Raw genomic sequence first — 18918 nt, 5'->3', positions numbered from 1 at the left:
GGTCATGACACGCGAGGACTCACCACGGGGAGCGGCGCGCAATCCGCGTCGGGAGCTGGTCGAGAAGCAGATTCTCGACCAGGCCACGCGGTTGTTCGCGGAGAAGGGCTTTGCCAGCACGACCCTCCAGGACATCGCCGACGCAACGGGCCTCACCCGGCCGGCGCTCTATCATTACGTCGCGAACAAGGACGAGTTGCTGTCGCGCCTGATCAGTGAGAGCACCGAGACGCCTGCCGCAGTTCTGCACCAGATCAACGAGCGATCCGATCTCGGTCCCACCGAGAAGCTTCGCAAGATGGCCACCGCGATCGCGTTGAATCAGGCCGAGACCGCCGACCGCTTCAAGCTCATCATCAGGTCGGAAGCCGACCTCCCCGAGGACATGTCGCGGACCTACCAGCAGAGTCGACGACACGTCCTCAAGGAGTTCGTGACGGTCGTCGAAAGCGGTGTCAAGGCAGGGGACTTCAGGCCCGTCGATCCGCGTACTGCGGCACTCGGCATCATCGGCATGCTGAACTGGGTTGCCTGGTGGCATCAGAGCGGTGATCCGGACACCGATCGGAGCGTGGCCGTCCAACTCGCCGACATGGCACTGCGCACTGTTGCCCAGGACAGCGGCAAGCCCGTCGTACCCGAGGGACCCGAACGGGCCATCTCCATGCTCCGCGAAGACCTGGACTACCTCGAACGCATCCTGGCTCGGGATCGAACCTAGGCGAGAGTCGAAAGAGCGGATCCGTAGTGCGACAACTCGCCGCTCACATCCCTTCCGCCCGACCGAACGGTTCGGTGCACCCCACAGTTCTCGGATCGAATCCGTACGGCCCCGCCCAGTGCCTCTCGGTTGGGGTTCGGGAATTGGGATGGAAAGTCAGTTCGCTCCGAGTAGTTCGGCCATCTGTGCATAGAAAGCTGCGGGATCGCCGGCGAGAGAGGACTTCACCATAGCGGTCCATTCGTCGACGATGATTTCGATGGAGCCGGCCGCCAGCCCGTCCAGGGCGGCACGCGGCACTGTGCGGGGATCGATCTTCGGTCCGTCGTAGCCGGCGGCGATGTCGGTATCTGCAGCGCCGAGAAGTACGCCCTGTACGAATGTTCCCTGCGGTGCCAGTTCCAGGCGTGCACCGTTCGTCATGTTCCATTCGGCGGCCTTCGCGGCAGAGTAGGCCCCGGATCCCGTTGTGGCGAACCAAGATAGAGCCGACAAGATATTGACGATCGAGCCGCCACCCTGTGCTGCGAGTACCGGGGCGAATGCCCGAATGACGTGCAGTGTGCCCCAGAAGTGTGTGTCCATCTCGCGTCGAACCTCGGTGAGGTCACCGGTGACGAGCGCGGCACCGGTGGAGATGCCCGCATTGTTGACGAGCAGTGTGACATCGGACGCCGTCGACGCCGCTGCTCTCACCGATTCGCTGTCGAGCAAGTCGAGCGTCAACGGCACCACCCGGGTGTCGTCGAAGTCGAGCGTTTCTGGTCTGCGAGCTGTCGCGTAGATTTTCTCCGCACCTCGATCGAGCAGTTCGAGGACGAAGTGACGGCCGATGCCACGGTTGGCTCCGGTGACGAGGGCGATCTGGTCGGAGAAGTCCATGGGGACCCTACTTTCTTCGCGAACTTTCGTGTTTTCGGTCCTGATCGGTCCGACATCGACAAGGCTAAAACTTCACGTCAACGTCAAGGGCAAGTCCAAGAACCGAAACATTCCTCCGAGGGAGATACTGGATGCGTATAGGCGAGGTGGCACACCTGGCAGGAGTGAGCACGCGAGCTCTTCGCTACTACGAAGAGCAGGGCTTGCTGGCGTCCGAACGTACCTCCAGCGAACAACGCGTCTACCCTGAGTCTGCCGTCGAGCGCGTGAAGTTACTCCAGCAACTTTTCTCCGCTGGTCTTTCGAGTCGGAAGATTCTGCAACTACTGCCGTGCATAGACAGCGGCCAGAGCTCGCCCGAGGCCTTCGAGATCATGAGAGTCGAACGAGACCGAATCACCGCGGCCATGGCCGATCTGGCCGCCACGCGTGACGTCCTCGATCGGATGATCGACATTGCACACAACCCGACACCCGAACACTGTCCTGCGCTTCGAGACACCCCATGGGCACCGTTCGAGGCCGACGCCTCTGCTACGCATCGGTGAAGTGCCCGACTCCTTCTGGCTCCGCATCGATTGCTTCGTCGATCGTTTCTCCCACTGCAGCCGCACCGACCGACGTCATGATCGTCCCTGCGTGATCGAGTCCAGGCATCGGGGTGATGGATGTCAGGTCGAGCGCGTCGATGTCCTGGGGCGAGTACATCGGGGCGGAATCTGCACCAATGCTCCATTCCGCGTGCAGGAATCGAATCGGCATCGTCAGTTCCCGGAATCGTGAAGCGCCGAAGAACACGTCCGTGGCGTCGGCGACGACCGCAGCCGAAGACAGTCGAATCGATCCGTCGGCCAGATCGTGTTCGGCGTACGTCCGTAGTAGCGGATCGGCCGGGTCGAGTAGCGGCAACGACGTCGACACCAAGAACTCGACGTAATCGTCGATGTCGTTCCACCGCTGCTGTGTTCGCGCAATCTTGTCCCCGAAGGCAGCCGCAACGTTGTCCTGTGTGAGACCGGCGGGCGGTGGTACCGGCACGCCCCCGTCGACAAGAACGAGACTCTTCACTCGGGACGGATACCGGGCTGCGAACTCGACCGCTACGAACGCTCCCATCGACATTCCGCACACGTGCACGGAGTCGAGTCCCAATGCATCCATGACGGCGTCCAGATCGTCTGCGTGCCGTGTCAGCGATGACGGTCCCGTGACATCCACACTGTCACCTCGGCCGCGCAGATCCGGTGCGACGAGGGTCAGGTGCGGCGACTCCGCGTGCAGCCAGCTCCACAGCATGCGCTGGCTGGAGACCCCGTGCACCACGAGGACGGGCTCACTGGTCCCGGGGTAAGTTTCCACGACGACGTCTCCGCCGGATACCGGTACTCGATCGATGGTCATGATGCCGACAGTATGGGAAGCATCCCGGCGGCGGGATGGATTTTCCGCACACAATCAGACCCAAGATGTGGACGGATGATCCGTACAGAACTACGTCCGACTCATTGCCGCGTCGCTGTCCGATCCAGGCACTTCCCGACCTACGCGAGATGCTCGCGAAGGAATCGAGTCGAGGTCGCAGACCAGTGTTCTGCGTGGCCCATCGCGCAGTGGTCGTCGTCGGCGTACAGAACCAATTGGGCGTTCGGTGCGTCGACGGCGAGTTCGAGCGAGTCGCAGGTGCTGGTCAGGGTGTCGTCGGCCCCACTGACCACCAGCAGCGGAATCTCGATGTCGCGGTATCGATGTCGTAACGAAAGAGTCGATATCTTGCGCGGCAGGTCCGCAATCCCCATCGCGGCGAGTGTCCGAATCAAGGTCGGCACCATCACTTCGGGCATCCCGATCGAGTTGCGCGGACCGAAACTACGATAAGGAAAAACTACGTCATAGTGTCGTAAGTCTGTGCTGCCAGGCGGAAATTGGATGTTCGCGCGGCCTAGTACGGTCGCGCTCGTTATCGAGCCGCTGCGTCAATCGGTCGTGGCGTTCGAGTATCCGCCGAGAACGATGGTCATCACGTGGTTGATGTGATGATGCGTCCGCCGAGCCGCTGTTTCACCATCTCTCTCGTTCAGCGCTGCGCTGATGGCGAGATGCTCCTGTGCACACAGAATCGAGTCACCGGTTGTTCGTACATCACGCGCTCTCAATGCTCGGGTCAAGGTAGCGGCATCCGAAACGGCCGAGAGTATCAACGGATTCTTGGTGGACTGTGCGATCAGAGTATGAAATTGGAGATCGCACGACCTGAATCCGTCCGCGTCGTGAGCCTCGGCGTGTGCAACAGAACTTTTGGCGGCCGATTCGATCTCTTCTAGGTCCTTGTCCGAGGCACGTTCACCAGACAGCAGCGCAGCGGATCGTTCGAGTCCAGCCCTCAATTCGTATGCATACCGAATCAGCTGAGGGGAAGGGCTGACGACCCGCATTCCTCGGTCCGCTGGAACGACCAATCCGATATGTCGCAGCCGAAGAAGCGCTTCTCGAACGGGAGTTTTGCTGACGTTGAGCGCCGAAGCAAGAGAGGCTTCGCTGATAGCAGTGCCCGGTTGCAGCGATTTGTCGATGATGGCGTTCTGGATGGTATCGACAACCATTGCAGTCAGGTTGGCAGGCCGTGCTGCGATCGGTTGGAGCATCTCTGTCGACATGGCCTTACCCTACCGTATCTCGTATCTCGCACAGCGGCCTTATTTGTTGATTTTGGGGCTTTCGGGCCTCGTCGCGGCACATCGACGACCGACGCCTGGCCCTGGGGGTGGCTGCTCTGCTCTCGTTCGGCAGCCACCCCCAGGGATTACTTGGTCAAGCTGAGGCAGCGTTTGCTTTCCGCGCAGCATCTTTGGGTGAGTGGCCGGCCATCAGGTGCAGCACTTCTTCTTCGGACGAAGTGCTTGCCTCTACGACGGCAACAGTCTCACCGTGGCGAACAATGTAGATGCGAGATGCGGTGGTCAACATATCGGACAGTCGATGACTGACCAGCATGATCGCGGTCCCCTGTTCGGGCAACCTGCGGATCAGGTCGAGAAGTGGTTGACCTGCCTGCACCGACAATGCGGCGGTGGGCTCGTCCATGATGATCAGCTTGGGTTTGAACGCGGTGGCCCGGCAGATGGCCACCATCTGCTTCTGTCCGCCGGACAGGGTGCTCACGGGGTCCAGCATCGAGGTGAGCTCGACGCCGAGGCGTTCGAGAAGTTCGTGTGCACCTTGCCGCATCTTCGAATGTTGTAATCGCTTGATACCGGCAACATTCGAGGTCAGTTCGCGGCCCAGATAGATGTTTTCGTAGACGTTCATGTTTTCGCAGAGAGCGAGATCTTGGTATACGACCTCGACACCGTCGCGACGAGCCCGCTCCGGGGTGATGACGCCTCGCTCGCTACCGCAATAACGAAGTGTTCCGCCAGTGGGGTTGTCCGCACCGCCGATGATCTTCATCAAGGTCGACTTGCCGGCACCGTTGTCGCCGGCGAAACCCACGATTTCTCGATCACCGATGGTGAAGGTTGCGCTTCGCAGCGCTTTCACGGCTCCGTAGGTGCGGCTGACGTCGACCGCCTCGATCACTGGTGTGGTCATAGCTTGTTCTCCTTACGGGTACGACGGTCGGTCGCGACCGCAACTACGAGCAGCACGCCGGTGGCGACCTGCTGCCAAAAGGTGTTCACTCCAGCGAGACTCAGTCCGTTGGCGATACTTGCCATCAGGAGCGCGCCGAGCGCTGTGCCGAGAAGTCGCCCTCGACCGCCGAAGAGGCTGGTACCACCGATAACTGCGGCACTGATGCACGCAAGTTCCTGCAGTTCTGCGGTAGAGGGGGCTCCGGCGTCCAGTCGGGCGACCTGGATTATCGCGCCGATTGCCGTCATGAGTCCTGCCAGGACGAAAAGGATGATCAGCACGCGGGTGATCTTGATGCCGGATCGACGGGCCGACTCCGGGTTACCGCCGATGGCGTAGATGTAGCGGCCGAACCGCGTGTGGTTCGTCAGATAACTCGCCCCGAGGAACACAATGGCAAGTATGAGCGCGGGGAACGGCAGGCCACGGTACGTCCCGAACGCCCACGCCGCGATCACACCTGCAAGCACGATCAGGGCGAGGGTGACCATCTGCGACGGGCGGACGGCACCTGCTGCCTTCTCCACTCGAATCTCGTTAATCTTGTACAGAACCGCGGCAGCAGTGGCAACGATGATGACTACGACGCTCACGATCGGCGGGACGTTTCCGTTACCTATTTCGACCAAGGTCGGGTCGAGCCCCGCCACTGTGTTGCCGTCCGAGGTCAGGTACGCCCCGCCACGTAGATACGAGAATGCCGCAAGGGTTGCGATGAAGGCAGGGATACCGACGAACGTTACCAACAAACCGTTCACGAGCCCTGCGGCGAGTCCGACCACAACTGCGACAACGAGGGTCACCCACACAGGCCAACCCTGGGTCACCTGTAGTTCAGCGACGATCACAGCGATCAATGCGATCAATGCGCCGCTGGAGAGGTCGATTTGGCGTGCAATCAGCAGCCACGTAACCCCGACTGCGACGATGGCGGTGACGCTCACCTGCACGGCCAGATTGCTCAGGTTCCGGGGAGTGATGAAAACTTGGCCCGTCAAGAAGTGGAAGACGACCCATACCAGCGCAATGATGCCGACCAGAACCAGCGAGCGGCGTACGGCGGATTCTGCTTCACGGGAGTACGGCAGGATCTTTCGGGGATCCTTGCGTTCTGCACTGTCTCCTTGCCCCGCTGAGGGGCTGAGTGTTTCTGCGGTCACGATCATTCTCCGTTCGAGGTCTGCGCGGCTGCCAGAAGTTCTTTGGCGCCTGCAGGCAGTTGGTTGTCGGGGATGCCACCGAAAATCTGTTGAACGTCGACGTATTGCGGTGAGTAATCACGCACGTAATCGACCAGGTTGTCTCGCGTGATTGCTCTGCTGTTCGTGGGGAACCATGGGACGGTTCCCCCTCCGGGGATGGGATAAGAATCCGGGGCCTGGATCGTTTCACCGCGTGCGAGCCGTGCACACAGATCTCCGGCGGTACGACCCATTTCGTCGTAGGGAGTGAATGTCGACATTGCCTGCTCTCCGAGAACGATCGCCCTGCACGCTTCGCTGGTGGCATCGAGTCCGGAGACGAAGACTTGGCCGGCCATTTGCTGCGATCGAAGGGAATTGATTGCCCCGCCTGCCATGCCGTCGTTGTTGGACAGCACTGCCTGCAGATTGTTTCCAGTCCTGGTCAATGCGTCTTCGACCTGCTTGCGGGCCAGTTCAGGGTCCCAGCCCTTGTTGAACTGTTGGTTGATGACTGTCACGTCCCCGCGTGCAATCGCCGGGTTCAGTACTTCGTAATACCCGCTTGTCATCTCTTCCGCGACTTGATCTCCGGCTTGGCCGGAGCAGATAACGATATTTCCGCGTAGACCGCCGAGGAATTCCTGCGCGGCGAGTACGTGGTCGCGGCCTACTTGAACGTTGTCGCGAGAAACGAATCCCGCGAGGTCCGGGCTGGGAATGAAGTTGTTGTATGCGACGACGGGAACACCGTCTTGTCTGCAGTGCTCGACGAGGTTCACCCCAGCGCCACCGGAGACGGCGGCGATGGCCATGGCACCCGGCTCCTGGCCGAGTAGATTGATGACGTCGTTGAGTTGTCGATCCACCTTCGAATCGGCTTGCTGGCTCGCTGTCTGGAATCCTGCCCGAGCGGCTGCGTCGCTGAAGGAGGGTAGGTCGAGGTGGATATATCGGGGCACGGTGTAGGTCGCCAAGGCAAACGCGACTTTGTTCCCACCGGTGGCTTTGGGAGCGCACCCTGTGATCGTCGAGGTTGCCGCCACAGCGAGCCCTGCTGCCGCGGCGATTCCGAAGAATCTGCGCCTGTTCACCGTCTGTGATGCCCCATCCGGGGCGAAGTGACGTGCTTTGTGCATTGTGGTTGCCCTCACGGCGTCGAATGCGAGAGTGCGCTACAACAGCGCGCTTCACAGGGTTGATTGACAGCCTCCGCGATTGCGGAGTTCGGATCGATGTGCACAACTGACCGCCGACTACTCGGCGGATGGCGTGGGGCGGTAGATCTCTCCGCGCTCGACTACTTCACTGAGGATGTCGAAGTACGTATCGGTGTCATCGGAAACGGGTCTGGCCTCCTGTCCCGGATAACCGATGGAAGCCCGCACCGCGGGTTCCAAGAAATATGCCCCCTTGAGTAGCTGCCCGAATCCGGTGAACGCATCTTCGTTCTTCTCGGCGAAAGTATCCACAGCGCTGACGATGTCGCTGATCTCCGCGGTTTCTGGAACAGCGTCGAGGACTGCGATCAGGGATGGAAGTAGGTCGGGGCGGGCGGCAATGGCGCGATCGATCAGCCGATGTTGAGTATCGACTGCAGTCGCGCTCGGCATGATCGCGTCACCCGGTATGAGAACGTCTGCCAACAGCCCGAGACGTCGTCGTTGGTTGTCGTTCAGGGGCACGGATGCGACGGCTGTTGGCACAGAACCGATTTCGAGCGGTGTGATCATACTGGGACCTTCTGATCGACGCGGGAGCTGATCAGCTGCTCGACGGAACGCAGTGCCAGCGCCATGATGGTGTTCGTCGGGTTCGCTCCCGTCGAGGTGACGAATGTCGACCCGTCCATCACGTAGAGGTTGGGTACATCGTGGGATCGACCGAAGGGGTCGACCACGCTGTCGTCCGCGCTGGTTCCCATTCGGGCGGTGCCGAGCAGATGCCATCCACAGTCGCGCATCAAAGACGTTGTCACGGTGCGGGTTGCGCCGGCGGCCAAGTGCGCCTCACGCATCCTTTCGATGTGGAAGTCCAGGAGCGCACGAGTGTTGGCCGACGTCGTGTAGGTGATCTTCGGTGCCGCCAGCCCGTCGGAGTCCTGCAGAACCGAGTCGAGGGTGACCTGATTGGTTTCGTCGGGGAGATCCTCTGCGACGACACCCCATTCGAATGAATGACCGACCAGTTCGGCACTGTTGTGGAAGTTCTCACCCCACGCCGCAGTGCCGACCTTGCCGCCGTAACCTGAGCGGTGCCCTTGCGGCCCACCTGTCGGCATGGTGTGCCACTTACCGCCACGGACGAATCCGCGGGAGGGGTCGGTTTCGTAGAACTCCATCGAAATGATTGCCTGGCCTGCGGGCCCCAGCCAGCTTTCGAGCTGGTCCTCGTAGTACCCGTCGACCGCAGCGTAGGGATGAATCATCAAGCGCTTGCCGACCAACCCTGTGCTGTTGCCCAATCCGTTCGGGAACTGCCGGGACTGAGACATCAGCAGAAGTCGCGGTGTGCCAACGCCGTTGGCCGCCACGATCACCACCGACGCTTTCTGACGGTGCTCTCGGCCATCGCGATCGATGTATATCGCGCCGGTTGCCAAGCCCTTGTCGTCGACTTCGATCTCTCGGACCCGGGCTCCGGTGACCAAGTGGGTATCTGTCTTTTCGAGGATGCTCGGCCAGTGAGTCAGGTCGACGGAAGCTTTGGCACCTTCAGGACATCCTGTCTGACAGGTTCCTCGGCGGACGCACTGTTCGCGACCTCTGTACGGGCGTGATGCGATTGCATTCGTTCCTGGCCACCAGTGCCAACCGAGCTTGTTCATTCCGCGTGCGGCTGTGAGTCCGACCTTGCCGATCGGTAGGGGAGGCAGTGGGTATTCCACACCGTCCGGGTACGCGGGATCGCCGGCGATTCCGGAGATCCCCATGTCTCGGTCGATACGGTTGTAATAGGGAGCCAGATCCTCGTAGGTGAGGGGCCAATCGTCACCGACGCCGTCCAGCGTCTTGGTTCTGAAATCCGACGGCATCGAGCGAGTCCAGTGGCCCCCGTAGAGGATTGTGCTTCCTCCGACTCCGCTGTACATCAGGGGATTCACATCGGACTCGGAAACATCGATCGGATAGTCACCGACGCTTCGTCGAACGTTGGGGTTGGGATGCCAGGTCTTCTGGGCGTGCAACTCCCACTCGTCCGAAGCTCCGTAGAATTCACTACGCGGAGTCCACCCACCCTGTTCCAGGCAGACGACGGTAAATCCTTGTGCGCTGAGTTCCCGGACTGCTACAGCGCCCGATGCGCCGGCGCCAATCACCAGGACGTCGGCAACGTCCGGAAGCTCTCTCTGTAGGGGAGTAAATCGCATTGTTCACCTTCGCGAGATTCGGTCAAGACAGGCAATCGGCGTCCGGTGTGTGATCCGGCTCTCGATCTCCCAATACGATATACGGTATGTCGAGAATTTGTACACGCTGCGGTGAAAATTTCTTGTAAACCGATCCGGCTGCCAGGCGTAACAATCATGTGTAGCGGAATGCCAGGGACGCATGTAATACGCATGTACACAATGGAATTGGAGTAATTTCGCATCTCGAGGCCGCCCGGGTCGGGGCCGGGACCTGCACTCGGGGCGGGCCGACGCCTGCAGAAAGCCGACTGTCGACAAGATATACGACTCTGTGCCGGATCCGGTGTGCTGGTTCCCATCCGACATACATCAGCCGTGCAGCCATTGCACAATGCCTGGTCCACGCGGACGGAGCGTGGACCAGGCATTGGCTGGCGAATCGGACCGAACCGTGGAGACGGCAGTCGGTGTGCGGGTCGAACAGGGTCAAGAATTGTCGGCGAGTATCCGTGCCCCTGCCTCGGCGATCGCGGTATCCACTTCGAGCGACCCACCCGAGACGCCAACGGCACCGATCACCGGGGTGCCGAGAGGCAGCCCGCCGGGAAGGCTGATGAGGGGTCTCGGTGTGTGTGCCGTGTCGAGAGTATGAAGCGGTCCGCCCGGTCGAATGTCTTCGGCGATGGCATCCGAGGGCTCGCGCAGCACCATCGCGGTATACGCCTTGCTTATTGCCAGGTCGAGGCTGACCAGGTTGGCATCCTCGTGACGGGTGAGCGCCAGAAGGTGGGCTCCGGCATCGACGACAGCAATGGTGACACGCGCACCGAGCTGTTCGGCGTGTGCTCGAGCGGCGGCAAGCACCTGGTCTGCGTGTTCTTGAGTGAGTGTCATGGTTTCCTTGTTCTCGAGGGGTGTCGGAAGGTGGTACTCAGCTCGCTCCGCCGGACACCACGATCGCCTGCCCGGTCATGTACGACGAGGCGTCGGAAGCCAGGAACAGGGCTGACTGTGCGATCTCGGCAGGTGTGGACTGCCGTGCCATAGGCACCGATTGCTCGATCAGCTCTTGCTGCTTGGCTGCACCGCCCATGAAATCGATAGCCGGTTGGTTGAACGGGGTGTCGACCCATCCCGGGCAGAGGGCGTTGACTCGAATGTTGTCTTTCGCCAACTCGTTGGACAGTGACTTGGTGAACGAGTTGATTGCGCCCTTCGATGCCGCATAGCCGCTCTGGCCAGGGCCTCCATTGATGGCCGCGAGAGAGGAGACATTGACGATGGCTCCGCCTCCACGACGGCGTAGTGTTTCGACACCGTACTTCGCTGTCAGATAGCACGACTTGGGATTGACGTTCATCATGAGGTCCCAATCACTGTCGCTGTAGGTCTCGATCGGCCCCGACCGTTGAACGCCGGCCACGTTGACGACGATGTCGAACCCTCCGAACTCGGCAATCGCGCTCGAGATCAGTTTCTCTACGAGCGGCGCGGCCGAGACGTCGGTGGGAACGGCAAGAACGCGGGTGTCGTAGGCGGTTCGAATCGATGTCGCCGCAGCCTCCAATTCGGTGGCATTCGTATCGGCGAGAACCAGCTCGGCTCCCTCCGCTGCGAACAGTTCGGCGGTGGCGCGTCCGATACCGGTGGCAGATCCCGTGATCACGGCAACCTTGCCGGCCAATTGTCCACTCATGTGTGCTGCTCCTGTTGGTTTCGGTGTCTTGGCTGGTTGTGGAACCGGAGGGGTGTCGACCTCGATCGAACCCGCACCCTCGGCATGCGGGGTCAGACGTTGGCGACCAGTCCGCCGTCGACTCGAATCACTGATCCTGTTATGTACGAGGCATTTTCGCTAGCAAGGAATGCGACGGTGTCAGCGTATTCCTGAGGGTTGCCGTAGCGACCCACAGGGATGGAAGCTGCGCTGGTGGCGGCTACCTCGTCTACCGAGCGGCCTTCGCGTTTCGCCTTCGCCTCGTCGAGGAAAACGATGCGCTTGGTACCGATACGGCCGGGCACGATGACGTTGGACGTGACGCCGTGCTGACCGACTTCGTTGGACAGCGTCTTGGACCATCCGACCAGACTCGAGCGGAGCGCGTTGGAGATGCCCAGGTTGGCGATGGGCGCGAGGACGCCCGAAGAAGTGCTGGTGATGACTCGACCCCAGCCTCGTTCTTTCATTCCCGGTACGACTCGATCGCTGATGGCGATGACCGAGAGCACCATCGACTGGAACTGTCCGGACCAGACGTCGAGGCTCTGACCGCTGATCGGCGTGGGGGGCGGGCCGCCGGTGATGTTGACGAGGATATCGATTGGGCCCAGTTCCTTCTCCACTCTCGCGACGTTCGCGTCGATGGCTCCGAGATCGCCGAGATCCCAGTTGAGACTGATCGATCGGCTGCTGTCGATTTCAGCCATCGCAGATTCGAGCGCATCGTCGTTGATGTCGGAGATCGCAACGGCCGCTCCCTCCGCGGCGAGTGTTTTGGCGATGACTCGTCCGAGCCCACCGCCGCCTCCGAGTACGAGGGCGACCTTGTCGCCTAGTCCGAGTTCCATTTTTCCTCCGGTGTGACTGTTGCTTGGTGGTCTTGCGAAGTGAGTGTCAGGACAGAACAGCTTGTGCGTTGATCTCGAACAGAACACCCGGACGCAGGGTGACCGTCACCGTCGTTCGGGCAGGTTGGTGGTCGCCGAAAAATTCGGAATAGATTACGTTCATCGCCTCGAATTGACCTGGGTCGGTCAAGAAGACATTGACCGTAACGACGTCGGCCAGCGTTGCGTCCGACACGGCCAGTGCAGCGCGTAAATTCTCGAGCGCGAGTTCGGTTTGGGCCTCGAAGCCGTCCGCCAACGTCTTGTCTGCTCGGTATCCGCACTGGCCGGCGGTGAACACCAGGTTGCCGCGGCGCACGCTCGGAGAATAAGGACCAGATGGCTTCGGTGGCGATCCAATAGTGTTGTCGGACATAGCTTTGAGGTGCCTTTCTCGGGGCTTTCAGAAAAATGTCAGGACAGCGCCGTCGACGGTGTATTCGTCATCGATCAGCGGAAGGAACCGGCACTTGTCGAATGCGGTGCAGGGATGGGACAGGCCCGACACGACGATGTCGCCTGGACTGAGGCTCACCCCGGGCGGGATGCGCAGAAAAGCGTGTTGATCCATCAACTTGTAGATCTCCACGCCCTCACGGGCAAGATCGGTCACGGACCCGTCCCGGTGGTGGACTCGGATCGGGGTGGGGAGACTGAGGTCATGAGCCACGTCTCGCTTGCCGGTGGAGAGAATTGCAATACCCGGCTCCGGTGTCGAAAGCACGGACGCCCAGGATTCGAGAGCGTTGACGAGCCGAAGGTCTTCGTTCTCGGCTCGGCGGCCGTCGAGCGGGGAAAGCTTGTGGTACTTCCCAGCGTCGTGGCTGATATAGCAACCGCTTCGTAGGATCAGCCGCACCCGGCGCGGGAAATCGGACCAGTCGCCGAGCTTGGCTACCACCCTGTCGAAATACGAACTACCGCCGGCGGTGACGAAAACTTGGTCAGCAGTGAGCAATTGCCGTTCGTTCAGGACCGTCATCCAATGTCGCACGCGATCGAAATGTGCGTCGAGGGCAGCAAAATCCTCTGGACGGTCTCCGCCTGTGACCAGACCTTCGTATGTCTCCAGACCGACCAACTCGAAGTGACGGGCCGCAGCCACTGCTTCGGCAACAGCGACTGCCTCCTGCTCGCTACGCACGCCCGCGCGGCCCCCGGCTACGCCGACCTCGAGAAATACCTTCAAAGTCACGGTGGTGCCGAGCTCGGCGAGGACGTGGTCGGCAGCGGCTACTGCGTCGGCGTTGTCGACCAGTGAGTACAGCTCGAAGTCGGGATCCGCAGCCATCTCTCGTGCGGCCCATGCCAATGCCGCTCGATCCACCAGCTCATTGGCCACGATCACCCGTGTAACTCCGAATTTGCGCATGACAGAAGCTTGAGACGGAGTCGCTGCTGTCATCGCCCAGGCACCGGCATCGATCTGCCGTCGAAACAGCTGCGGTGACATCGTCGTCTTGCCGTGGGGAGCGAACAGTGCGTTGTGACGGCGGCAGTACTCGGCCATCACCTCGAGATTGTGGGTGATCGCACCGCTACGTAGCGTCGTCACGGGTAGGGCGAGGTCGCCGCGCGCGACGTTCCACCCGCGCTGTCCTATCTCGGCGACAGTGACCGTTTCGCCGAGAGGAATTCCTTTGGTGGACGAGTCGAGTTGCGTGTGCGTCAGAGCAGTGAGGGCATCGTTGTTCACCTCGATCACTCTTCCGGCCGGGTGACGGTGTTGAACAGGGTGCCGATGCCCGGGATACGGCATTCCACGACGTCGCCGGCTTCGACCACGAGCGCGCCCGGAGTGCCCGTCGAGATGATGTCGCCGGGAAAGAGCGGCATGACCTTGCTGTGGAACGACACCAGGTGCCGGAGGCCGAAGGTCATATTCCCTACCGTGTTGCGTCGCACGTCTTTCCCGTTGCGGACGGTTGTGACCTCGATGTCGTCGAGGTCCGGGAACGTCGATAACACTTCGTCGAGCGGAACCAGGTGTGGCCCGAAGCAGAAGAACGTCGGAAAGTTCTTGCTACGAGTCAGGAATCGCGGGTTCCGGGCGAGAATGTCTTCGGCGGTCTGATCGAGGATGGTGGTGACGCCCCAGACGTAGTCGAGTGCATCGGCCTCGGAGACGTTGCGGGCTTCACGTCCGATGATCAGGCCGAGCTCGGCCTCCGCCGTGACACGATCGCTCTGGCTGCGAGGTGGTAGCTCGATCGGCGCGTCGGGTCCGACAATAGTGTGATCGCCTTTGATGAAGGACGCCGGTTCGGTGGGTACGGACTCGGACAGATCCTTCGCGTGGTCCTGGTAGTTCAGACCGATTCCCCAAATCTTGCGAGGGCGGAGGTAAGGGGCTGTGACAGTGACGGCGTCACTGGAAACGAACGCGCTGTCGTCGGCTTTTCGGGCACGGTCGAGGACCTTGTCCGATGCGTCCATCTCCACCAGATCGCGCAGATCTCCCGAGAAGCCGGGCAGAATGACATCTGCGAACAACACTCCGCGCTCCGAGTCGACGAAGGCAGGACGTGGTTGCCCATCGAATTTCACAGTTGCTAGATGCATGCAGTTGGGGCCTTTCCTAATGTGGGGTGCCGGCGTCGGCACCCGGTGCATCGATCTGCCGTGCTGCTCACCAGCAGCTTCGCTAGACGATCATGGCAACGCTACGAGGAACGGTATACCATATTCCAATTCTACCGCCGGCTTATGCTGAACCTTGTGGCCCTGGATGGACGTTATGGGGTTGAGGCTTACTCCCTCAACATCATTGAACCGATTCGAAGTGCGAAACCGGCCAATGCAAGATACGGTATATCAACAGGTGGGGTCAGTCCAACGGTGAAAGGTGTTTCTGTGGCAGTCAAAGCCGATCGGTACCCGGCGTTCGAGAGTCTGGACCGTATTGCGGTGACCGAGATGCGGCCGCCTACCAGCCCGGCAGGCATCGTGGCAGCGTTCTACAGTCTGGTGCGTGCACCCGAGGACTCGCCGCTGACCTACCAGATATCGCGCGCGATACTCGACCTGACGCCAGGTAAAGCCCTCATTGTCACCGGGTTGGTGGACACCCATCGGTTCCCGGTGGGCGAGATCGACGGCCCGCTCGGGTCCATTGCGCTTGCACGCGCGTTGGTCGCGCTCGGGCACGACGTAACCATCATCGTCGACCGAGAAGCGATCGCTCCCATCACTGCTGTGCTGGACGCCGCGGACATCTCAGGGATCGATCTGCACGCAGCGTCGTTCACCGATGCTGCTGCGGCGCAGGAGTTCGGCGCACAGTTCGGATTGGTAGTGGCTGTGGAGAAGCTCGGACGGAATTCCAAGGGTGGACGCCATCTCGTGTGGGGTACGCCGGTCCTGATCGGTGATGAATTCGCCGACGACTACGTGATCGGCGCGGCGGCTGCGGGTGGACTCACCGTGGGAGTCGGTGACAACGGAAACGAAATCGGATTCGGCAAGATTCGCGAACTGGCGGAGCCGCTCACGCCCGCCGGAGTTGTCGTGGACGGAGGGTTCTTCGCTGCAACAGATGTCGACTATCTCCTACCCGCGTCGGTCTCCAACTTCGGCTGCTATGCGTTGATATCGGCGCTTGCGATCGCCAGTGGCCGGGGTGAGCTGGCGCTCGACGGCGAAACGATCGGTCGGTGGACGAACGTCGGCCTCGACAACGGCCTGCGCAGTGGAGGTGTCGACGATGTCCACTTCCGTGGCGACGACGGAATACCGACCCGCTTCGTGGTGGCCACGGCAGAGATGTTCGCAGGCATAGTGCACCAGGCGTTACTCGGTGACGCATGGGTTGCCGCTACCTCTGCGTGAAAGCACGACTTTTACTCCCGACCGACTGAAGGAATGATCAAGAGTGCACACAATCGAAGAGATGCGTGACGCCACACCCGAACAGATGTGGGACGCCAATCGAGCCGGCACCTGGAACCAGCCGACCTCGGGGACGTGCCACGGATTCGTGCAGGCGAATCTCGCGATACTTCCGCGCAAGGATGCTTTCGACTTCTTTCGCTTCTGCCAGCGAAATCCCAAGCCGTGTCCAGTTCTGGAGGTCACCGACATCGGGGATCCCGAGCCGAAGCTGATTGCACCCGGCGCAGATCTTCGTACTGATCTGCCGAAGTATCGGGTGTACTCCAATGGTGAACTGGCAGAGGAGCGGACCGACATAGTCGACCTCTGGAAAGACGATTTTGTCGCGTTCCTGCTCGGGTGCAGCTTTTCGTTCGAGCATCTGTTACTCGACGCGGGACTGCCGGTACGCAATGTTGCCCAGAACATCAACGGGCCCGTCTATCGATCGAATCGGGACTGCGTTCCGGCCGGTGACTTCCAGGGCAAACTGGTGGTGTCGATGCGACCCATGCCCCCGGAATTGGTCGCAGACGCCACCACGATCACTGCGGCACATCCGGAGGTGCACGGAGGCCCTGTGCACATCGGCTCTCCGGAAGCGCTGGGGATCGCCGATCTCGACGCGCCCGATTGGGGGCAACCGGTGAAAATGGAACCCAACGATGTTCCTGTCTTCTGGGCGTGTGGGGTCACACCTCAGCAGGTGGCGATGGAAGCGAAGACGGAACTGATGATTACCCATGCCACGGGCCATATGTTCGTGACGAAGCTACGCGTGGAGTGATCGTCGGTGGGTTGCGTTCGCGCACAATCGATATCTACCGAAGATTTCGAGAAGACGACGGGTGACGTGCGGTTGGCGGGTCGCGGTAAAAATGACGCGCCCCTGCCCCACCGGCTTCGACGGTGGGGCATCCGACTGCTGACACCAGTTCCCCCGATTTGGTGGCCCGAGCACTTCGACACGGATGAGTGCGCTCACCCCGACCCGAGTAACTGCGGATTTTGTCGCTTCCGACCGGGTCATCATGAAGTCGAATCCGGCGCGTGAGCGGTGCCGAGCCGAGGGCCTCCCTCAGCTCGGTCCGAAACGCTCGGTACGGATGTTCGCTGCCGAGTGGCCTCGCTCCACCAGCATGTCGGCCACAGTGTCGACGAAGCTCGTGGGGCCGCAGATGTAGCACCGCGGCTCGAACTCTGCCGGCCATCCGTGGGCGTCGAGGTCCTCGATCGTGATGCGGCCGAGGGGCCGTGCGTGGCCGGCAGGGGCACGCCGCGTGTGGATCATGGTGACGTCGACGCCGGCCGGAGGGTGAGCCCACTCGTCGGCGAAGTAGACCTCCGCGGGTTCGCGCACCGAGTACAACACCCGGAAAGGCACTCGTCCCCCCGTCGCCGAAGCCTGCGCGCGAACCATCGCGCGGAGCGGGACGATGCCGGAACCGCCGCCCACCAACAGGATCGGCGGGGACGGTGTCTCGGAGGGCTGGGACGGCCGCCAGACGAACCATCGACCCACCGGCCCGCGGATCTCGATGCGATCGCCGACCTCGACGGCCTCGACCAGGTAGGGCGATACCTCGCCGTCCGCGACGTTCTGGACCGCGATCTCGATGCGCGAGGTGCCGTCTGGAGCCGACGCCAGGGAGTAGCTTCGCTGCGCGCTGTAGCCGTCCTCGGCGGTGAGCTTGACGTCCACGTGCTGACCGGCAAGATGGCCGGGCCATCCGTCGACGTCGAGAACCAGGGTGGACGCGGTGGGTGTCTCAGGCCGCACGGTCTGCACCGTGGCAACGAGCCAGGGTTTCGCCCCAGCCGCCGATGTCACGTCAGTCGCCCTGGTACCGCTGCTCACGCCACGGATCCCCGTAGTCGTGGTACCCACCGCGCTCCCAGAAGCCCTGCTCGTTCTCCAGGGTGAGTTCGATGCGTGAGATCCACTTGGCCGATTTCCAGAAGTACAGATGCGGAACGAGAAGCCGTGCCGGACCACCGTGTTCGCGAGCCAGGGGAGCCCCGTCGAACTCGGTGACCAGCCAGGCCTTCCCGTCCCTGAGGTCCTCGAGGGGGAGGTTGGTGGTGTAGCCGTCGAAGCCGTGCACCACAACGTATCCGGCATCGGTGTCGAGACCGTCCAGCAGAACGTCCAGGCTCACGCCCTTCCAGGTGGTATCGAGCTTCGACCACTTGGTGACGCAATGGATGTCGACGGTTGGAGTGCCGTGCGGGAGTGCCGCGAATTCGTCCCAGGTCCAGCTGCGAGTCTCGCCCCGTTCGGTGGTGATCGAGAACGACCATGTGTCGGTCGCGACCACGGGCGCGGGCCCGATCGCGAGGACGGGAAAATCCTTGGTCAGATACTGACCGGGGGGAGTGCGCCCGTCGTCGCCGCGTCGGCGGCCGACGAAGCCCTTCGAGATCAGTGCCATGGTGACGAATTGTGCGCTCGTGGTCGGGAGTCTGACAAGTCAGGACGCATTCGACGTGGAGCAGCCCAAGATCCGAGGAGGGGGTCAGACGATCCCGCCGTTGGCGTACACGACCTGACCATTGATCCATCGAGCAGGACCGGCCAGGTGGGCGACGGTCTCGGCTGTGAGTTCGCACCCGAATGTTCGTGATCGACGCTGAAGCAGTCCTGGTGTGATCCCCACGGCGGTGAGTTTTCGTAC

At 61.4% G+C, this 18918-nt stretch carries 22 protein-coding genes; 4 read left to right on the top strand and 18 right to left on the bottom strand.

The annotated features are described in order from the left end of the window. Positions 1 to 4 precede the first annotated feature (4 nt). Positions 5 to 721 carry a TetR/AcrR family transcriptional regulator gene (locus tag CH305_RS00495; protein WP_094701987.1) on the top strand — a complete coding sequence of 239 codons (717 nt, stop codon included), beginning with the start codon at positions 5 to 7 and terminating at the stop codon, positions 719 to 721. A gap of 156 nt (positions 722 to 877) precedes the next feature. Here the strand turns inward: CH305_RS00495 and CH305_RS00490 are convergent, their stop codons facing one another. Continuing rightward, the gene (locus CH305_RS00490; RefSeq protein ID WP_094701985.1) at positions 878 to 1603 is read right to left on the bottom strand and encodes an SDR family oxidoreductase; all 726 of its coding nucleotides are present in this window, start codon (positions 1601 to 1603) and stop codon (positions 878 to 880) included. Between the two features lie 131 nt (positions 1604 to 1734). On the opposite strand from CH305_RS00490, the gene CH305_RS00485 reads away from it, so the two are divergent. Then, complete coding sequence (locus tag CH305_RS00485; protein ID WP_094608197.1) at positions 1735 to 2151, top strand: MerR family transcriptional regulator; 417 nt, start codon at positions 1735 to 1737, stop codon at positions 2149 to 2151. Here CH305_RS00485 and CH305_RS00480 read toward each other — a convergent pair. From CH305_RS00480 to CH305_RS00415, 14 genes are all read right to left on the bottom strand, one after another. Next, complete coding sequence (locus tag CH305_RS00480; RefSeq protein WP_094701983.1) at positions 2138 to 3004, bottom strand: alpha/beta fold hydrolase; 867 nt, start codon at positions 3002 to 3004, stop codon at positions 2138 to 2140. The genes CH305_RS00485 and CH305_RS00480 overlap by 14 nt on opposite strands. 140 nt (positions 3005 to 3144) lie before the next feature. Next, positions 3145 to 3399, bottom strand: a complete 255-nt coding sequence (locus tag CH305_RS00475; RefSeq protein WP_179278130.1) for an alpha/beta fold hydrolase — start codon at positions 3397 to 3399, stop codon at positions 3145 to 3147. Positions 3400 to 3576: 177 nt separating this feature from the next. Then, positions 3577 to 4257, bottom strand: coding sequence for a GntR family transcriptional regulator (locus CH305_RS00470; RefSeq protein WP_094701979.1), 681 nt, complete (start codon positions 4255 to 4257; stop codon positions 3577 to 3579). Positions 4258 to 4411: 154 nt separating this feature from the next. Then, a complete protein-coding gene (locus CH305_RS00465) occupies positions 4412 to 5191 on the bottom strand; it encodes an ATP-binding cassette domain-containing protein (protein WP_094701977.1) in 780 nt (259 codons plus the stop codon). Next, positions 5188 to 6393, bottom strand: a complete 1206-nt coding sequence (locus CH305_RS00460) for a sugar ABC transporter permease (protein ID WP_179278129.1) — start codon at positions 6391 to 6393, stop codon at positions 5188 to 5190. The genes CH305_RS00465 and CH305_RS00460 overlap by 4 nt, the downstream gene beginning before the upstream one ends. Before the next feature lie 2 nt (positions 6394 to 6395). Beyond that, positions 6396 to 7508 carry a substrate-binding domain-containing protein gene (locus CH305_RS00455; protein WP_179278128.1) on the bottom strand — a complete coding sequence of 371 codons (1113 nt, stop codon included), beginning with the start codon at positions 7506 to 7508 and terminating at the stop codon, positions 6396 to 6398. Between the two features lie 162 nt (positions 7509 to 7670). Then, the gene (locus CH305_RS00450) at positions 7671 to 8147 is read right to left on the bottom strand and encodes a hypothetical protein (RefSeq protein ID WP_094701971.1); all 477 of its coding nucleotides are present in this window, start codon (positions 8145 to 8147) and stop codon (positions 7671 to 7673) included. Next, entirely contained in the window at positions 8144 to 9784 is a 1641-nt protein-coding gene (locus CH305_RS00445) for a GMC family oxidoreductase (protein WP_094701969.1), read from the bottom strand. The genes CH305_RS00450 and CH305_RS00445 overlap by 4 nt, the downstream gene beginning before the upstream one ends. Positions 9785 to 10252: 468 nt before the next feature. Beyond that, positions 10253 to 10660: a heme-binding protein gene (locus CH305_RS00440; protein WP_094701967.1), complete on the bottom strand. Its 408-nt coding sequence runs from the start codon at positions 10658 to 10660 to the stop codon at positions 10253 to 10255. A gap of 37 nt (positions 10661 to 10697) precedes the next feature. Next, positions 10698 to 11462 carry an SDR family NAD(P)-dependent oxidoreductase gene (locus CH305_RS00435; RefSeq protein ID WP_094701965.1) on the bottom strand — a complete coding sequence of 255 codons (765 nt, stop codon included), beginning with the start codon at positions 11460 to 11462 and terminating at the stop codon, positions 10698 to 10700. Positions 11463 to 11554: 92 nt separating this feature from the next. Further along, positions 11555 to 12334, bottom strand: coding sequence for an SDR family oxidoreductase (locus tag CH305_RS00430; RefSeq protein ID WP_094701963.1), 780 nt, complete (start codon positions 12332 to 12334; stop codon positions 11555 to 11557). A 46-nt stretch (positions 12335 to 12380) separates the two neighbouring features. Then, positions 12381 to 12749 (bottom strand): RidA family protein, encoded by a 369-nt coding sequence (locus CH305_RS00425; protein ID WP_094701961.1) that lies wholly within the window; start codon positions 12747 to 12749, stop codon positions 12381 to 12383. A gap of 27 nt (positions 12750 to 12776) precedes the next feature. Further along, positions 12777 to 14069 (bottom strand): alanine racemase, encoded by a 1293-nt coding sequence (locus tag CH305_RS00420; protein ID WP_179278127.1) that lies wholly within the window; start codon positions 14067 to 14069, stop codon positions 12777 to 12779. A gap of 5 nt (positions 14070 to 14074) precedes the next feature. Next, positions 14075 to 14935, bottom strand: a complete 861-nt coding sequence (locus CH305_RS00415; RefSeq protein ID WP_094701957.1) for a fumarylacetoacetate hydrolase family protein — start codon at positions 14933 to 14935, stop codon at positions 14075 to 14077. A 291-nt stretch (positions 14936 to 15226) separates the two neighbouring features. On the opposite strand from CH305_RS00415, the gene CH305_RS00410 reads away from it, so the two are divergent. Continuing rightward, positions 15227 to 16201 carry a glutamate cyclase domain-containing protein gene (locus CH305_RS00410; RefSeq protein WP_179278126.1) on the top strand — a complete coding sequence of 325 codons (975 nt, stop codon included), beginning with the start codon at positions 15227 to 15229 and terminating at the stop codon, positions 16199 to 16201. Positions 16202 to 16262: 61 nt separating this feature from the next. After that, entirely contained in the window at positions 16263 to 17030 is a 768-nt protein-coding gene (locus CH305_RS00405; RefSeq protein ID WP_094701953.1) for a putative hydro-lyase, read from the top strand. Positions 17031 to 17321: 291 nt separating this feature from the next. Here the strand turns inward: CH305_RS00405 and CH305_RS00400 are convergent, their stop codons facing one another. The 3 genes from CH305_RS00400 to CH305_RS29305 form a co-directional block, all read right to left on the bottom strand. Then, positions 17322 to 18074, bottom strand: coding sequence for a ferredoxin reductase (locus CH305_RS00400; protein ID WP_094701951.1), 753 nt, complete (start codon positions 18072 to 18074; stop codon positions 17322 to 17324). A 1-nt stretch (position 18075) separates the two neighbouring features. Then, positions 18076 to 18675, bottom strand: a complete 600-nt coding sequence (locus tag CH305_RS00395; RefSeq protein WP_094701949.1) for a sulfite oxidase-like oxidoreductase — start codon at positions 18673 to 18675, stop codon at positions 18076 to 18078. An 84-nt stretch (positions 18676 to 18759) separates the two neighbouring features. After that, positions 18760 to 18900, bottom strand: coding sequence for a hypothetical protein (locus tag CH305_RS29305; RefSeq protein WP_256983415.1), 141 nt, complete (start codon positions 18898 to 18900; stop codon positions 18760 to 18762). Between the last annotated feature and the right edge of the window lie 18 nt (positions 18901 to 18918).

Source organism: Rhodococcus sp. 15-649-2-2 (assembly GCF_002258645.1).
GTDB lineage: Bacteria > Actinomycetota > Actinomycetes > Mycobacteriales > Mycobacteriaceae > Rhodococcoides.
This window is presented reverse-complemented; position numbering and strand designations above follow the sequence as displayed.

Bases quoted from the DNA above. Each gene is read 5' to 3' on its own strand.
- CH305_RS00465 (WP_094701977.1), bottom strand. From the start codon at position 5,191: ATGACCACACCAGTGATCGAGGCGGTCGACGTCAGCCGCACCTACGGA.
- CH305_RS00445 (WP_094701969.1), bottom strand. From the start codon at position 9,784: ATGCGATTTACTCCCCTACAGAGAGAGCTTCCGGACGTTGCCGACGTC.
- CH305_RS00470 (WP_094701979.1), bottom strand. From the start codon at position 4,257: ATGTCGACAGAGATGCTCCAACCGATCGCAGCACGGCCTGCCAACCTG.
- CH305_RS00475 (WP_179278130.1), bottom strand. From the start codon at position 3,399: ATGGGGATTGCGGACCTGCCGCGCAAGATATCGACTCTTTCGTTACGA.
- CH305_RS00435 (WP_094701965.1), bottom strand. From the start codon at position 11,462: ATGAGTGGACAATTGGCCGGCAAGGTTGCCGTGATCACGGGATCTGCC.
- CH305_RS00395 (WP_094701949.1), bottom strand. From the start codon at position 18,675: ATGGCACTGATCTCGAAGGGCTTCGTCGGCCGCCGACGCGGCGACGAC.
- CH305_RS00495 (WP_094701987.1), top strand. From the start codon at position 5: ATGACACGCGAGGACTCACCACGGGGAGCGGCGCGCAATCCGCGTCGG.
- CH305_RS00425 (WP_094701961.1), bottom strand. From the start codon at position 12,749: ATGTCCGACAACACTATTGGATCGCCACCGAAGCCATCTGGTCCTTAT.
- CH305_RS00405 (WP_094701953.1), top strand. From the start codon at position 16,263: ATGCGTGACGCCACACCCGAACAGATGTGGGACGCCAATCGAGCCGGC.
- CH305_RS00415 (WP_094701957.1), bottom strand. From the start codon at position 14,935: ATGCATCTAGCAACTGTGAAATTCGATGGGCAACCACGTCCTGCCTTC.
- CH305_RS00485 (WP_094608197.1), top strand. From the start codon at position 1,735: ATGCGTATAGGCGAGGTGGCACACCTGGCAGGAGTGAGCACGCGAGCT.
- CH305_RS00480 (WP_094701983.1), bottom strand. From the start codon at position 3,004: ATGACCATCGATCGAGTACCGGTATCCGGCGGAGACGTCGTCGTGGAA.
- CH305_RS00440 (WP_094701967.1), bottom strand. From the start codon at position 10,660: ATGACACTCACTCAAGAACACGCAGACCAGGTGCTTGCCGCCGCTCGA.
- CH305_RS00430 (WP_094701963.1), bottom strand. From the start codon at position 12,334: ATGGAACTCGGACTAGGCGACAAGGTCGCCCTCGTACTCGGAGGCGGC.
- CH305_RS00490 (WP_094701985.1), bottom strand. From the start codon at position 1,603: ATGGACTTCTCCGACCAGATCGCCCTCGTCACCGGAGCCAACCGTGGC.
- CH305_RS00450 (WP_094701971.1), bottom strand. From the start codon at position 8,147: ATGATCACACCGCTCGAAATCGGTTCTGTGCCAACAGCCGTCGCATCC.